A 14,868-nucleotide genomic window follows, 5' to 3' on the forward strand; every position below is an offset into this window, starting at 1 on the left:
GGGCTGGGCGGGACAGCCCGGCGTCGCTCTCGAGCCGTTCGACTTCGAGGGGACGCATCTCGTCCCGATCGAGCTCTCCGCCGCGGACGTGCAGAACTACTACGAGGGTTTCTCGAACGACACGATCTGGCCGCTGTACCACGACGTCATCGCCGCCCCGACGTACAAGCGCGCCTGGTGGGACGCCTACGTTCGCGTCAACCGGCGCTTCGCCGCAGCGGCCGCCGACGTCGCGGCCGAGAACGGTACCGTCTGGGTGCAGGACTATCAGCTGCAGCTCGTGCCGAAGATGCTCCGCGAGCTGCGCCCCGACCTCACCATCGGCTACTTCCATCACATCCCGTTCCCGGCCTACGGCCTCTACGCGCAGCTGCCGTGGCGCAAGCAGGTGCTCGAGGGCCTCCTCGGTGCCGACGTCATCGGGTTCCAGCGTGTGGCCGACGCCGGCAACTTCGCTCGCGCCGTGCGGCGGCAGTTGCGGTACGACACCAAGGCGAGCGGCATCTCTGTACCGGATGGCGAGGGCGGCACCCGGGTCGCTCTGGCGAAGGCGTTCCCGATCTCGATCGACGCCGAGTCGTACATCGAGCTCGCGCAGCGCCCCGATATCCAGCAGCGCGCGCGGGAGATCCGCGAAGGCCTCGGCAATCCGAGGAAGATCCTGCTCGGCGTGGACCGCCTCGACTACACCAAGGGCATCCGGCACCGGCTGAAGGCGTGGGGCGAACTGCTCGAGGACGGCCGCGCCACCGTCGAGGACGCCACTTTGGTGCAGGTCGCGAGCCCCAGCCGCGAGCGCGTCGAGGCGTACGTGCAGTTGCGCGACGAGATCGAGATGATGGTCGGCCGCATCAACGGCGATCACGACACGATGGGGCACACCGCGATCCGCTACCTGCACCAGTCGTATCCGCGAGAAGAGATGGTGGCGCTCTTCCTCGCCGCCGACGTCATGCTCGTCACGGCTCTGCGCGACGGCATGAATCTCGTGGCCAAGGAGTACGTCGCCAGCCGGATCGACAACCGCGGCGTGCTCGTGCTGAGCGAGTTCGCCGGCGCGGCAGACGAGATGGGCAGCGCGCTGCTGATCAACCCGCACGACATCGGCGGGCTCAAGGACACGATCATCCGCGCGATCGACATGCCGGCCGCCGAGCAGGGGCGTCGGATGCGTGCGCTACGCCGGCGCGTGCGCGATCACGACGTCGAGGATTGGTCGCGCGAGTTCTTGGAGGCGCTCTCGGCCTTCCACGGCCGGACATCGAGCGCCCCGGCGGCCGTTGCCGCTCGGGCCGCCTCCGTGGACGAGGAGGCCGGCTCGTGACCGCCGCCGACGCCGCGATCGAGGCCGTGTCCACCACGGCGGTCCTCTTGGTCGCGCTCGATTTCGACGGCACGCTCGCTCCGCTCGTCGACGACCCGATGACGGCGCGGATGACGCCGCGCGCCCGGGCCGCGGTCGATGCCCTCGCCGCCGCGCCCGACACCGTGGTCGCCCTCGTCTCTGGGCGGTCCCTCGGGCACCTGCGCGAGATCGCGGAGCACGACGACGACTCTCCGGTGTGGCTGGCGGCGTCCCACGGCGTGCAGTACTGGGTTCCGGGCACGGGCGAGGAGCCGGCGCCGGACGACGCCGAGCACCTGTCGCTCCGGGACCGGCTCCAGGCCGAGCTGGAGCGACGCACCGCCCACGCGACCGGCGTCTGGATCGAGCCGAAGGAGTTCGGTGTCGGGGTGCACACCCGTCGAGCGGATGCCACCGACGCGGCGGAGGCGCGCGAGATCGCCGACGCGCTCGTCGGCACGGAAGCGCCACGGTGGCGTCGCCGCACCGGCCACGACATCCTCGAGTTCGCGTTCCGCCACGAGGGCAAGGACTCCGCCGTCGAGCGCCTGCGGGAGCGCGTAGGGGCGACGGCGGTGCTCTTCGCGGGCGACGACGTCACCGACGAAGACGCCCTGCGCTCGCTCTTGGCGGGGGATCTCGGCATCCACATCGGTTCCGGAGAGACCGCGGCCGACCTGAAGGTCGCCGACATCGATGCTTTCGTCGACGTTCTGGAGGCCGTGGCGCATCAGCGTGTCGCCCACGCGCAATAGACTGCGAGAATGCCCGCACCGCACAATTCGACCCCCGCCGGCGAGATCGACATCAAGCCCCGCAGCCGCGTCATCACCGATGGCATCGAAGCCACCACGTCGCGCGGAATGCTCCGCGGCGTCGGCATGGGCGACGATGACTGGGACAAGCCCCAGATCGGCATCGCGTCCAGCTGGAACGAGATCACGCCCTGCAACCTGAGCCTGGACCGTCTGGCCCAGGGCGCCAAAGAGGGCGTGCACTCCGGTGGCGGATACCCGCTGCAGTTCGGCACCATCTCCGTCTCCGACGGCATCTCGATGGGCCACGAGGGCATGCACTTCTCGCTCGTCTCGCGCGAGGTGATCGCCGACTCCGTCGAGACCGTCATGATGGCCGAGCGCCTGGACGGCTCGGTCCTTCTCGCCGGGTGCGACAAGTCGATCCCGGGCATGCTCATGGCATCCGCCCGTCTCGACCTCTCGAGCGTCTTCCTCTACGCCGGCTCGATCGCGCCGGGCTGGGTCAAGCTCTCGGACGGCACCGAGAAGGAGATCACGATCATCGACTCCTTCGAGGGTGTCGGTGCGTGCCTCGCGGGCCGTATGAGCGAGGCCGACCTCAAGCGCATCGAGTGCTCGTTCGCGCCCGGTGAGGGCGCGTGCGGCGGAATGTACACCGCCAACACGATGGCCTCCGTCGCCGAGGCGCTCGGTCTCAGCCTCCCCGGCTCCGCCGCCCCGCCCTCGGCCGACCGTCGCCGCGACTACTTCGCCCATCGCTCGGGCGAGGCCGTGGTCAACCTGCTGCGCCAGGGGATCACGACGCGCGACATCCTCACCAAGGAGGCGTTCGAGAACGCCATCGCTCTCGCCATGGCTCTCGGTGGTTCGACGAACGTCGTCCTCCACCTGCTCGCGATCGCCCGCGAGGCCGAGGTCGAGCTGACGCTCCACGACTTCAACCGCATCGGCGACAAGACGCCGCACGTGGCCGACATGAAGCCGTTCGGCAAGTACGTCATGAACGACGTCGACCGTCAGGGCGGCATCCCGGTCATCATGAAGGCGATGCTCGACGAGGGCCTGCTGCACGGCGACGCGCTCACGGTCACGGGCAAGACCCTCGCCGAGAACCTCGCCGACCTCGACCCCGACCCGATCGACGGCACCGTCATCCACTCGTTCGACAACCCCATCCACGCCACGGGCGGCATCACGATCCTGCACGGCTCGATGGCTCCCGAGGGTGCGGTCGTCAAGTCCGCCGGCTTCGACGGCAACGTCTTCGAGGGACCCGCGCGGGTGTTCGAGCGCGAGCGCGCCGCCATGGACGCGCTCGAGGCGGGCGAGATCCACGCCGGCGACGTCGTCGTCATCCGCTACGAGGGCCCCAAGGGCGGCCCCGGCATGCGCGAGATGCTGGCCATCACGGCCGCGATCAAGGGCGCGGGTCTCGGAAAAGATGTACTACTCTTGACGGACGGTCGATTCTCAGGCGGCACAACCGGCCTCTGCATCGGCCACATAGCTCCCGAAGCGGTGGACGCAGGTCCTATCGCCTTCGTGCGCGATGGTGATCTGATACGGGTCGATATCGCCGCTCGCACTCTCGACTTGATCGTCGATGACGCCGAGCTGAGTTCCCGCCGTGAGGGCTGGGAACCGCTTCCCCCGCGCTATACCCGTGGCGTTCTGGCCAAATACTCCAAGCTCGTGCACTCCGCCGCGGAGGGCGCAGTCACGGGCTGACGGCCGTCCCCCTTTCACCCTCCATCGGTTCCGAGGTACCACCATGTCCGCCGAATCCGCCACGGCCGTTCCCCGGCCCCCCGCTCGCACCGCCCCGGCGCCCGTGCTCACGGGCGCCCAGGCGGTCGTCCGTTCGCTCGATCTGCTCGGCGTCACCGACGTGTTCGGTCTGCCGGGCGGGGCGATCATGCCCGTGTACGACCCGCTCATGGACGACGAGAACGTCCGCCACATCCTCGTGCGCCATGAGCAGGGCGCCGGCCACGCGGCCGAGGGCTACGCCGCCGCCTCCGGGCGGACCGGTGTCGCCATCGCGACGTCGGGCCCCGGGGCGACCAACCTCGTCACCGCGATCGCCGACGCCTACATGGACTCGGTCCCGCTGGTCTGCATCACCGGTCAGGTCTTCTCGACCCTCATGGGGACGGATGCCTTTCAGGAAGCCGACATCGTCGGCATCACGATGCCGATCACCAAGCACTCGTTCCTGGTGAAGTCGGCCGACGAGATCCCCGGTGCGATCGCCGCGGCCTTCGAGATCGCCTCGACGGGCCGACCCGGTCCGGTCCTGGTCGACATCACCAAGGACGCGCAGCAGAACGAGGCGCCGTTCATCTGGCCGCCCAAGATCGACCTGCCGGGCTACCGCCCGGTGACCAAGGCGCACGGCAAGCAGATCCAAGCGGCCGCACAGCTCATCGCGCAGGCCAAGAAGCCGGTCCTCTACGTCGGTGGCGGTGTCATCCGCGCCAAGGCGTCGGCTGAGCTCAAGGCCCTCGCCGAGGCGACCGGCGCCCCGCTCGTGACCACGCTCATGGCGCGCGGCGCGTTCCCCGACTCGCACGAGCAGCACCTCGGCATGCCCGGGATGCACGGCACGGTGCCGGCGGTCCTCGCGCTGCAGGACAGCGACCTCATCGTCTCGCTCGGCGCACGTTTCGACGACCGCGTCACCGGCAAGGCTGCGCTGTTCGCCCCGAACGCGCAGGTCGTGCACGTCGACATCGACCCCGCCGAGATCTCCAAGATCCGCACGGCGGACGTGCCGATCGTGGGCGACCTCAAGGACGTGCTGGTCGACCTGGAGGCGGCGTTCCGCCAGGCGGCATCCGAGACCGAGGTGGACTACTCGGAGTGGTGGTCGTTCCTGAACGGCCTGCGCGAGGAGTTCCCGCTCGGGTACACGCCGACCACCGACGGCCTCCTCTCGCCCCAGCACGTGATCCAGCGCATCGGCGAGATGACCGGACCCGAGGCGATCTACGCGGCGGGCGTGGGCCAGCACCAGATGTGGGCCGCGCAGTTCATCAAGTACGAGCGACCCAACGCGTGGCTGAACTCGGGCGGTGCCGGCACCATGGGATACTCCGTCCCGGCGGCCATGGGCGCCAAGGTCGCCGAGCCCGACCGCGTGGTCTGGGCGATCGACGGTGACGGCTGCTTCCAGATGACCAACCAGGAGCTCGCGACCTGCGTCATCAACGGCATCCCCATCAAGGTCGCGATCATCAACAACTCCTCGCTCGGCATGGTGCGCCAGTGGCAGACGCTGTTCTTCGACGGCCGCCACTCGAACACCGACCTGAACACCGGTCACGGCACCCGTCGCATCCCGGACTTCGTCAAGCTCGCAGAGGCTTACGGATGCCTCGCGATCCGCGTCGAGAAGGAAGACGAGATCGACGCCGCGATCCAGCTGGCACTCGACACCAACGACCGCCCCGTCGTGATCGACTTCGTCGTGAGCGCCGACGCCATGGTGTGGCCGATGGTTCCGCAGGGCGTCAGTAACAGCTACGTCCAGTACGCACGCGATCACTCGCCCGCCTTCGCCGAGCAGGAGGACTGACATGTCCAGGCACGTTCTCAGCCTCCTCGTCGAGGACAAGCCGGGTCTGCTGACCCGCGTCGCCGGTCTCTTCGCCCGTCGCGGCTTCAACATCGAGTCGCTTGCCGTGGGTGTGACCGAGGTTCCCGGCCTCTCGCGCATCACGGTCGTGGTCGACGTCGAGGGGCTGCCCCTCGAACAGGTGACCAAGCAGCTGAACAAGCTGATCAACGTCATCAAGATCGTCGAGCTCGACGCGGCCAGCTCGGTGCAGCGCGAGCACGTGCTCGTGAAGGTCCGGGCCGACAACGCCAGCCGATCCAACGTGCTGGAGGTCGTGAACCTCTTCCGCGCATCGGTGGTCGACTACGCCTCCGACGCCCTGGTGATCGAGATCACGGGCGACAAGGGCAAGGTCGAGGCCTTCCTCAAGGCCATCGAGCCGTTCGGCGTGAAGGAGCTCGCCCAATCGGGCCTGCTCGCGGTCGGTCGCGGCGGCAAGAGCATCACCGAACGCGTCCTGCGCGGCTGACCCTCCCACCCTTTCCACACACCCCCGGTCCCCGTCGCGGGACCTGTATCCAAGGAGAAAGCATCCCCATGGCAGAGATCTTCTACGACGACGACGCCGACCTCTCGATCATCCAGGGCAAGAAGGTCGCGATCGTCGGCTACGGCTCGCAGGGTCACGCGCACGCGCAGAACCTCCGCGACTCCGGCGTCGAGGTCGTCATCGCGCTCAAGGATGGATCCAAGTCCACCGCCAAGGCGCAGGAGGACGGCTTCGAGGTCAAGAACGTCGCGGACGCCGCCGAGTGGGCCGACCTCATCATGATCCTGGCGCCCGACCAGCACCAGCGCTCCATCTACGCCGACTCCATCAAGGACAAGCTGACCGAGGGCAAGACGCTCGCCTTCGCGCACGGCTTCAACATCCGCTTCGGCTACATCGATGCGCCCGAGGGCGTCGACGTCATCCTCGTCGCCCCCAAGGCCCCCGGCCACACGGTGCGTCGCGAGTACGTCGCGGGCCGCGGCATCCCGGACATCATCGCCGTCGAGCGCGACGCCTCGGGCTCGGCCTGGGACACCGCGCTGTCGTACGCCAAGGCGATCGGCGGCACGCGCGCCGGCGTCATCAAGACGACCTTCACCGAAGAGACCGAGACCGACCTGTTCGGCGAGCAGTCCGTGCTCTGCGGTGGCATGAGCCACCTCGTGCAGTACGGCTTCGAGACGCTCACCGAGGCCGGCTACCAGCCCGAGATCGCCTACTTCGAGGTGCTGCACGAGCTGAAGCTCATCGTCGACCTCATGTGGGAGGGCGGCATCGCCAAGCAGCGCTGGTCGATCTCGGACACCGCCGAGTACGGCGACTACGTCTCGGGCCCGCGCGTCATCGACCCGTCGGTCAAGGAGAACATGAAGGCCGTCCTCGCCGACATCCAGTCGGGTGCCTTCGCCGAGCGCTTCATCGCCGACCAGGACAACGGCGCCCCCGAGTTCCTCGCCCTTCGCGAGAAGGAGCAGGGTCACCCGATCGAGGCGACCGGCCGGGAGCTCCGCGGCCTGTTCGCGTGGAAGCAGCAGGACAGCGACTACACGGAAGGCAGCGCTGCGCGCTGACTTGCGTCCTCGAACGCCCCGGAGCCCTCGCGGTTCCGGGGCGTTCGGCGTACCGGCGGGGCATCCTCGCTGTGTCGGTGCCCGGCGCTACCGTGGTCGGGTGAGCACTCCCCGCGACGACGACGCCCTCTCTTGGGACGGTGACGACGACCCGACCCTCGACGTCGGCGATCGTGCCCCGGCCGACAACCCGGGAACGCCGGCCGGAGCGGAGCCCGCTGCGGCGGCCTCGACGCACGGCGCACCCACCGCGGCTCCGACCGAGCAGGCCCCGACCGATCCGGCCGTGCGACAGCCCGCGGCGTCCTCGGCGCCCGATCCGGCCCCGACGATGGCGCGGGCGCAGGCCCCCGCGCAGGAGGAGACCGAGACGGCGCCGGCCGCGTCGACGCCCCTCGGCAACGCCGGGCTCGTGGGCATCGGCATGGTGGCGGCGACCTTCCTGCTCTTCGCCATCGGGTGGGTGCTCGCCGGGCGCCAGCTCCTCGCCCTCGGCATCCCGATCCCCGACGTCACCGTCATCGCACTCACCGCCGGCGCCGCGCTGGCCCCGCCGACCTGGTTCGTGGCGACGCTCGTGCTGACGCGCGGCTGGCGCACGTGGCAGCGGTTCCTCGTGCTGATCCTGGGAGTCGTCCTCCTCGTGCCCTGGCCGCTGCTGTCGATGGGATCCCTCGTATGAACGCCGTCCCGCGTACCCGCCTGCTTCCGACGTGGATCGTCGTCGCGATCGCCGGTATCTTCGGCCTCTTCTACGCGTTCGTCGTCTGGAGCTCGGTCGACCTGCTGATCCTCCAGGTCAACGGCCCCCTCGGACTGAACGGTCTGGGCTGGTTCGTCTACATCCTTCCGATCGTCTTCCCGCTGGCGGCCTTCGGCGTAGCTTTCGCGATCGGCGCACGTCGGCGCGCGGGGGAGTTCTCGCTCGCGATGCTGGCGGGGCTGACGCTGTCTGCGGCCTTCTGGCTCGCGGTCGTGGGTTACGGCACGACGTCGTACGGCCTCTACGGCGGCTGACGCGGCCGGTCGTGCGCGTGCGGTTCGGCGCGTGCGGGTTCGGCGCGCGCGGAACGGCGGGGGATGCCGCGGCACGTCACAGTGTCCGGGGCGCATCGGCGACCGCGCTAGGCTGACAGACGGCCCGCACGGGCCGCGCGCCCGGATCTCATCGGTGGTGTGCGGTGGTGCGCGCCGGTCCCGTGCACCGTTTCGAAGGACTCATCCGTGACGAAGCCCGTCGTGCTCATCGCCGAAGAACTCTCTCCCGCCACGATCGACGCGCTCGGCCCCGACTTCGACGTGCGCCACGTCGACGGGACCGACCGCCCCGCGCTGCTCTCGGCTCTGGCCGACGCGCACGCGGTGCTGGTGCGGTCGGCCACCAAGATCGACTCCGAGGCGATCGACGCCGCCCCGTCGCTCAAGGTCGTCGCCCGCGCGGGTGTCGGCCTCGACAACGTCGACATCAAGTCCGCGACCGCGGCCGGTGTCATGGTGGTCAACGCGCCGACGTCGAACATCATCTCGGCCGCCGAGCTCACCGTCGGGCACGTGCTGAGCCTTGCGCGTCGCATTCCCGCCGCGCACGCCTCGCTCGCGCAGGGACTGTGGAAGCGGAGCTCGTTCACCGGCACCGAGCTCTTCGAGAAGACCATCGGCATCATCGGCCTCGGCCGCATCGGTGCGTTGATCGCCGCCCGCCTGCAGGCGTTCGACATGCACGTGATCGCGTACGACCCGTACGTCACCGCCACGCGCGCGCAGCAGCTGGGTGTTCAGCTCGTCTCGCTCGACGAGCTGCTCGAGCAGAGCGACTTCGTCACGATCCACATGCCGAAGACGCCCGAGACCACGGGCATGATCGGCGCCGAGCAGCTGCGCCGAATGAAGAAGACCGCCTACGTCATCAACGTCGCCCGTGGCGGCCTGATCGACGAGGACGCCCTCTACGACGCGCTCACCTCGGGTGAGATCGCCGGGGCCGGCCTCGACGTCTTCTCCACCGAGCCCCCCGCCGAAGACGGTCCGGCCCGCAAGCTCCTCGACCTGCCGAACGTCGTCGTCACCCCCCACCTCGGTGCCAGCACCGAAGAGGCGCAAGAGAAGGCGGGCGTGTCGGTGGCACGCTCGGTCAAGCTCGCGCTCGAGGGCGATCTCGTGCCGGATGCCGTGAACGTCGCCGGCGGCGCCATCGACCCGTTCGTGCGGCCCGGTATCGCGCTCGTCGAGATGCTCGGCCAGTTCTTCAGCGGCCTTGCCGACAGCGCGCTCTCCAGCCTCGACATCGAGGTGCGCGGCGAGCTCGCCGCCTACGACGTGAGCGTGTACCGCCTCGCCGCACTGAAGGGCATCTTCAGCCGCATCGTCAGCGAGACCGTTTCGTACGTCAACGCGCCGCTGTTCGCCGAGCAGCGCGGGGTCGAGACCCGCCTGATCGTCGAGGCCGAGAGCCCGCTGTACCGAAACATCACGATCCTACGCGGCACCCTCGCCGACGGCTCGACGCTCACCGTCGCCGGGACGCTCGCGGGCACCCGCATGGTGCCCAAGGTCGTCGCGATCAACGGGTACGACATCGAGGTGCCGATCGAGCGGCACCACCTCGTCATGCGCTACGCCGACCGCCCCGGCATCGTCGCGATCTACGGCCAGAAGCTGGGGGAGGCGGGCATCAACATCGCCGGTCTGCAGGTGGCGGCCCCGGATGCCACCGGCCGAGCACTGTCGGTGCTCACGGTCGACTCGCCCGTGCCCGATGGCATCCTCGATGCGATGCGCGAGGCCGTCAACGCCGACCTGTTCCGTCAGATCGAGATCGTCGAGAGCTGACGCTCGATCGGAGAATCGGGGAGGGGGTCGCGGAAGCGGCCCCCTTCGTCGTTGCCGGCGGTGGGTCGCGAGGTCGGCGATGTGCACGAATTCAGCGGGTCGGCGCCACTCTGATGTGAGTTTGCGCGCATCGCTGAGTCTGCGCGCACGCACGCGAGTGGCGCGCGGATCGTGGTTCGGGTAGGAGCTGGCGTTCAGGTGGTCGCGGCGAGGACAGCGGAGATGAGGGCGTCGAGGTCGGCGCCTTCGAGCGTCGACCCCGGCACGGCGTTGAGGTCGAGCACCGCGTTGAAGTAGAGGCCGTCGCTGACGAGCAGCACCATCTGCAGGGCCGTCTCGTCACGGGTGTGCGGGCGCAGGCTCGCTTCCCACAGTTCGCGAACGCGCCGGAGCGAGGCCGACGCCGCGTCGTTGCCGTTCTGCGCCAAGCGGGAAACGGCGAGGATCGTCGCGTCGAGGGGTGACCCGGTGTTCTGTGACGAGCGCAAGTGGGCGGCGACGACGCCCTCGGCGGACTTCTCGATCTCGTCCACGTCCTGCTGGGCGAGTAGCTCGAGTCGACGCACCAGTGCTTCTTCGAGCGCGCTCTTGGAATTGAAGTGATACAGCAACCCGCCCTTGGAGACGCCCGCGGCGCGAGCCGTGGCATCCATCGTCGCGGCGCGTTCGCCCTCGTCGACGAGGATCTGGGTGAACGCGTCCAGGACGGCATCGCGGGCGAGAGGGGGGCGGCTCATGACTCCTCGATCGTAAGGGCGGATGTCGGTTCCTTCTGATACTATACCGGCCGGACGGTTAAGAATCAGGAACGGAACTATGCTCACCTCGTCGTTGCCCACTCAAGAGATCAACGCCCCTCGCGCCGGCTGGCGCGGGTGGTTCGCGCTGGCCGTGCTCATGCTCCCGGTGCTGCTGGTCTCGGTCGACAACACGGTGCTGAGCTTCGCGCTCCCCGAGATCGCGCTCGACCTGCAGCCCACGAGCATCGAGCAGCTGTGGATCATCGACGTCTACCCGTTGGTCCTGGCCGGTCTGCTCGTGACGATGGGCACGCTCGGCGACCGTTTCGGGCGCAAGCGCATGCTCCTCATCGGTGCCACGGGTTTCGCGGCGGTGTCGGCGCTGTCGGCGTTCGCCCCCACCGCTGCCGCCCTCATCGCCGGCCGCGCGCTCATGGGCGTGTTCGGTGCCATGCTGATGCCCTCCACGCTCTCGCTCCTGCGCAGCATCTTCCGCGATCGCGACCAGCGTCGGTTCGCGATCGCCGTGTGGGCGTCCGGCTTCTCTGCGGGTGCCGCCCTCGGCCCCATCGTCGGAGGGTTCCTCCTCGAGCACTTCTCGTGGGGCTCGGTCTTCCTCATGGCCGTGCCGGTGCTGGTCCCGCTGCTCGTGCTCGCCCCCTTCTTCGTGCCCGAGAGCCGCGACCCCGCTCCCGGCCGCTTCGACCCCGTCAGCGTGCTGCTGTCGCTGGCGACGATGGTGCCGATCGTGTACGGCATCAAGAAGCTCGCGGTCGACGGCCCGCTCTCGCTCGCGCCCGTGCTCTTCGCCGTCGGCATCGTCTTCGGGGGGCTGTTCGTCCGTCGTCAGCGGCGCCTCGCGACACCCATGCTCGACATGACGCTGTTCCGCCGCGGCACATTCTCGGGCGCCATCCTGGTCAACCTCCTCAGCGTCGTCGGGCTCGTGGGCTTCCTGTACTTCGTCGCCCAGCACCTGCAGCTCGTGGTCGGTCTGTCGCCGATGGTGGCCGGCTTCGCGCTGCTGCCTGGACTCGTGCTCATGATCGTCTCGGGTCTGGCGGTGGTGCCGGTGGCACAGCGGTTCCCGGCCCGAACGGTCGTGCCCGTAGCGCTGGGCTTCTCGGTCGTCGCCTACGTCATGGTGGCGTTCTCGACCGCGGATCTGGTTCTGCTGATCGTCGCTTTCGGTCTGCTCGGCATCGGCATCGGAGCGGCCGAGACGGTCTCGAACGAGCTCATCCTCTCCAGCGCTCCGCCGGCCAAGGCCGGGGCGGCCAGCGCCGTGTCCGAGACGGCCTACGAGCTGGGTGCCGTGCTCGGCACCGCCGTGCTCGGCGGCATCCTCGCGGCGTTCTACCGCGCGCAGCTCGTTCTCCCCGCGGGCCTCCCCGGTGGGGCGGCGGACGCGGCTCGCGAGACGCTCGCGGGCGCTGTCGCGGTGTCGGAGACGCTCGAGGACCCGTCGCTCGCCGAGGCCTTGCGCACGGCCGCGGCGCACGCGTTCGACTCGGGTGTGGTCGTGACCGCGCTGATCGGCGCGGGTCTCATCGTCATCGCCGCGCTCATCGCTGCCACTACCCTGGGAGGAAACCGCGGCGCGTCGACGAAGTGACGCGCCCTGAGCGCTGAGGAGTGCGATGTCGCGCGTCGTGAAACTGGCCGTCATCCCCGGTGACGGCATCGGCCCCGAGGTCGTCGCGGAAGCCGAGAAGGTGCTCGACGCCGTGACCGCGGCCTCCGACGTCACCTTCGAGAAGACCTCCTTCTCGCTCGGCGCGGGCCGGTACCTCGAGACCGGTGACACGCTCACCGACGACGATCTCGCCGCCATCGCCGCGCACGACGCGATCCTCCTCGGCGCCGTCGGGGGAGTGCCCGGCGATCCGCGACTCAAAGACGCCAACATCGAGCGCGGCCTGCTGCTGAAGCTGCGGTTCGAGCTCGACCACTACGTCAACCTGCGTCCGTCGAAGCTCTACCCCGGAGCGACGAGCCCGCTCGCCGATCCCGGTGCGATCGACTTCGTCGTGGTACGCGAGGGCACCGAGGGGCCGTACGTCGGCAACGGCGGCGCCATCCGGCGCGGCACGGCCCACGAAGTCGCCAACGAGACGTCGGTGAACACCGCGTATGGAGTCGAGCGCGTCGTCCGGTACGCCTTCGCCCTCGCCGAGCGGCGGCGCAAGAAGCTCACGCTGGTGCACAAGACGAACGTGCTCGTGCACGCCGGCGGAATGTGGAAGCGGATCGTCGACGACGTGGCATCCGAGTTCCCCGGGGTCGACGTAGACTACCTGCACGTCGACGCGGTCACCATCTTCCTGGTCACGAACCCGAGCCGCTTCGACGTGATCGTCACCGACAACCTCTTCGGCGACATCCTGACCGACCTGGCCGGCGCCGTCACCGGTGGCATCGGCCTCGCCGCATCGGGCAACATCAACCCCGACGGCGCGTTCCCCTCGATGTTCGAGCCCGTCCACGGATCGGCGCCCGACATCGCAGGCTCCCAGAAGGCCGATCCCACGGCCGCGATCCTCTCCGTCGCCCTGCTGCTCGATCATCTCGGGCTCACCGACGAGGCCGCCCGCGTCACCCACGCGGTCGAGTCCGACATCGCGGACCGGGATGCCTCGCCCCGAACCACCGCGCAGATCGGCGACGCCATCGTCGACCGTCTCCGGGCGTAACCTGGAGCGATCCGGCCGCGCCGCCGTCCCGCGCCCCCGAACAGTCTGAAAGCGCAGATCATGACCACCATCGACACCGACCCGGACACCGGACTCGAGCCCCTCGAGTTCTCCGTCACCCGCAACCTCGCGGCCAAGAACGCCGCGCAGCGCGACGAGATCCTGGTCGCGCCCGGCTTCGGGCAGAACTTCACCGACCACATGGTCGACATCTGCTGGTCGGTCCGCGGCGGGTGGCATCGTCCGCGCGTTTCGCCCTACGGTCCGATCTCGCTCGACCCCGCGGCCGCTGTGCTGCACTACGGGCAGGAGATCTTCGAGGGCATCAAGGCATACCGTCACGCCGACGGCTCGGTGCACACGTTCCGCCCCGACCAGAACGGTCGGCGCCTGCAGCGCTCCGCCCGCCGCTTGGCGCTTCCCGAACTGCCCGTCCCGTACTTCCTGCAGTCGCTGCGCGAGCTCATCGCGGTCGACGGGGCATGGGTGCCCTCGGGCGAGGACCAGAGCCTCTACCTGCGTCCCTTCATGTTCGCGAAGGAGGCCTTCCTCGGCGTGCGTCCCGCGCACAAGGTGGCCTACTACGTGATCGCGAGCCCGGCGGGCGCGTACTTCAAGGGCGGCGTGCAGCCCGTCTCGATCTGGCTCAGCGAGGACTACTCGCGCGCCGGCAAGGGCGGCACCGGTGCGGCGAAGACCGGGGGGAACTACGCGGCGAGCCTGTTGCCGCAGTCCGAGGCCTACGAGAACGAGTGCGACCAGGTGGTGTTCCTCGACCAGGACCGCAACGTCGAGGAGCTCGGCGGGATGAACGTCGTGTTCGTCTACAAGGACGGCACGATCGTCACTCCGCAGTCGGACTCGATCCTCGAGGGCATCACGCGCGACTCGCTCCTGCAGCTCGCTCGCGATCGCGGCCACCACGTCGTCGGGCGGAACGTCTCGCTGACCGAGTGGCGCGAGGGTGTGGCATCCGGTGACATCGTCGAGGTGTTCGCGTGCGGCACGGCGGCGGTCGTCACCCCGATCGGGACGCTCAAGGGGCGCGACTTCATCGACGAGCAGCCCACCGGCACCCTCGCGCTGGAGCTTCGTCAGGAACTCACCGACATCCAGTACGGCCGCGCCGAAGACAAGCACGGCTGGCTCTACCGCCTCGACGCCTGAGTCGCGCCACCACGAAGGGGTCCCTGAACGGGGGCCCCTTCGTCGTTGCTGCACCGGCGGCGGTGGGCGGCTGCGGCGGTGGGCGTGCCGACAAACGCCATTCCTGTCGAGACACGCGCTGTCGCGGCGTTCCTCGCGAGGAACAGCGTTTATC

13 protein-coding genes are annotated in these 14,868 nt (G+C 69.3%); 12 read left to right on the forward strand and 1 reads right to left on the reverse strand.

Going from position 1 to position 14,868, the window contains the following annotated elements:
• From FE256_RS15060 to serA, 9 genes are all read left to right on the forward strand, one after another.
• Positions 1–1,324 (forward strand): alpha,alpha-trehalose-phosphate synthase (UDP-forming) (locus FE256_RS15060; protein WP_138177283.1); only part of this gene is annotated, 1,324 nt, incomplete at its 5' end.
• A complete protein-coding gene (otsB, locus tag FE256_RS15065) occupies positions 1,321–2,100 on the forward strand; it encodes a trehalose-phosphatase (RefSeq protein ID WP_138177285.1) in 780 nt (259 codons plus the stop codon). The genes FE256_RS15060 and otsB, both read left to right, overlap by 4 nt.
• 9 nt (positions 2,101–2,109) lie before the next feature.
• Positions 2,110–3,831 carry a dihydroxy-acid dehydratase gene (gene ilvD, locus FE256_RS15070; RefSeq protein WP_138177287.1) on the forward strand — a complete coding sequence of 574 codons (1,722 nt, stop codon included), beginning with the start codon at positions 2,110–2,112 and terminating at the stop codon, positions 3,829–3,831.
• Between the two features lie 43 nt (positions 3,832–3,874).
• Positions 3,875–5,680 carry an acetolactate synthase large subunit gene (locus FE256_RS15075; RefSeq protein ID WP_138177289.1) on the forward strand — a complete coding sequence of 602 codons (1,806 nt, stop codon included), beginning with the start codon at positions 3,875–3,877 and terminating at the stop codon, positions 5,678–5,680.
• Between the two features lies 1 nt (position 5,681).
• The gene (gene ilvN / locus FE256_RS15080) at positions 5,682–6,191 is read left to right on the forward strand and encodes an acetolactate synthase small subunit (RefSeq protein ID WP_138177291.1); all 510 of its coding nucleotides are present in this window, start codon (positions 5,682–5,684) and stop codon (positions 6,189–6,191) included.
• Between the two features lie 68 nt (positions 6,192–6,259).
• Positions 6,260–7,285, forward strand: coding sequence for a ketol-acid reductoisomerase (gene ilvC, locus FE256_RS15085; protein WP_138177293.1), 1,026 nt, complete (start codon positions 6,260–6,262; stop codon positions 7,283–7,285).
• Positions 7,286–7,385: 100 nt separating this feature from the next.
• Complete coding sequence (locus FE256_RS15090; RefSeq protein WP_138177295.1) at positions 7,386–7,967, forward strand: ABC-2 family transporter permease; 582 nt, start codon at positions 7,386–7,388, stop codon at positions 7,965–7,967.
• The gene (locus tag FE256_RS15095; RefSeq protein WP_138177297.1) at positions 7,964–8,302 is read left to right on the forward strand and encodes a bacitracin resistance protein; all 339 of its coding nucleotides are present in this window, start codon (positions 7,964–7,966) and stop codon (positions 8,300–8,302) included. The genes FE256_RS15090 and FE256_RS15095 overlap by 4 nt, the downstream gene beginning before the upstream one ends.
• A gap of 207 nt (positions 8,303–8,509) precedes the next feature.
• Positions 8,510–10,114 carry a phosphoglycerate dehydrogenase gene (gene serA, locus FE256_RS15100; RefSeq protein WP_138177299.1) on the forward strand — a complete coding sequence of 535 codons (1,605 nt, stop codon included), beginning with the start codon at positions 8,510–8,512 and terminating at the stop codon, positions 10,112–10,114.
• 194 nt (positions 10,115–10,308) lie between these two features.
• Here serA and FE256_RS15105 read toward each other — a convergent pair whose 3' ends face one another.
• Positions 10,309–10,851: a TetR/AcrR family transcriptional regulator gene (locus FE256_RS15105; RefSeq protein WP_138177301.1), complete on the reverse strand. Its 543-nt coding sequence runs from the start codon at positions 10,849–10,851 to the stop codon at positions 10,309–10,311.
• A gap of 79 nt (positions 10,852–10,930) precedes the next feature.
• Here FE256_RS15105 and FE256_RS15110 point away from each other — a divergent pair, with 79 nt between their 5' ends.
• Genes FE256_RS15110 through FE256_RS15120 form a run of 3 tightly spaced genes read left to right on the forward strand, consistent with a single transcriptional unit; the run spans position 10,931 to position 14,714 of the window.
• Entirely contained in the window at positions 10,931–12,469 is a 1,539-nt protein-coding gene (locus FE256_RS15110) for an MFS transporter (RefSeq protein ID WP_138177303.1), read from the forward strand.
• A 25-nt stretch (positions 12,470–12,494) separates the two neighbouring features.
• Complete coding sequence (locus FE256_RS15115; RefSeq protein ID WP_138177305.1) at positions 12,495–13,547, forward strand: 3-isopropylmalate dehydrogenase; 1,053 nt, start codon at positions 12,495–12,497, stop codon at positions 13,545–13,547.
• Positions 13,548–13,607: 60 nt separating this feature from the next.
• Positions 13,608–14,714, forward strand: a complete 1,107-nt coding sequence (locus FE256_RS15120) for a branched-chain amino acid aminotransferase (RefSeq protein ID WP_138177307.1) — start codon at positions 13,608–13,610, stop codon at positions 14,712–14,714.
• Positions 14,715–14,868: the final 154 nt, after the last annotated feature.

The organism is Microbacterium sp. 5K110 (assembly GCF_005774735.1).
Classification (GTDB): domain Bacteria; phylum Actinomycetota; class Actinomycetes; order Actinomycetales; family Microbacteriaceae; genus Microbacterium.

Excerpts from the sequence above, each read along its gene's own strand:
- FE256_RS15105 (WP_138177301.1), bottom strand. The coding sequence starts at position 10,851 with ATGAGCCGCCCCCCTCTCGCCCGCGATGCCGTCCTGGACGCGTTCACC.
- FE256_RS15120 (WP_138177307.1), top strand. The coding sequence starts at position 13,608 with ATGACCACCATCGACACCGACCCGGACACCGGACTCGAGCCCCTCGAG.
- FE256_RS15110 (WP_138177303.1), top strand. The coding sequence starts at position 10,931 with ATGCTCACCTCGTCGTTGCCCACTCAAGAGATCAACGCCCCTCGCGCC.
- FE256_RS15095 (WP_138177297.1), top strand. The coding sequence starts at position 7,964 with ATGAACGCCGTCCCGCGTACCCGCCTGCTTCCGACGTGGATCGTCGTC.
- ilvC (WP_138177293.1), top strand. The coding sequence starts at position 6,260 with ATGGCAGAGATCTTCTACGACGACGACGCCGACCTCTCGATCATCCAG.
- ilvD (WP_138177287.1), top strand. The coding sequence starts at position 2,110 with ATGCCCGCACCGCACAATTCGACCCCCGCCGGCGAGATCGACATCAAG.
- FE256_RS15075 (WP_138177289.1), top strand. The coding sequence starts at position 3,875 with ATGTCCGCCGAATCCGCCACGGCCGTTCCCCGGCCCCCCGCTCGCACC.
- FE256_RS15115 (WP_138177305.1), top strand. The coding sequence starts at position 12,495 with ATGTCGCGCGTCGTGAAACTGGCCGTCATCCCCGGTGACGGCATCGGC.
- ilvN (WP_138177291.1), top strand. The coding sequence starts at position 5,682 with ATGTCCAGGCACGTTCTCAGCCTCCTCGTCGAGGACAAGCCGGGTCTG.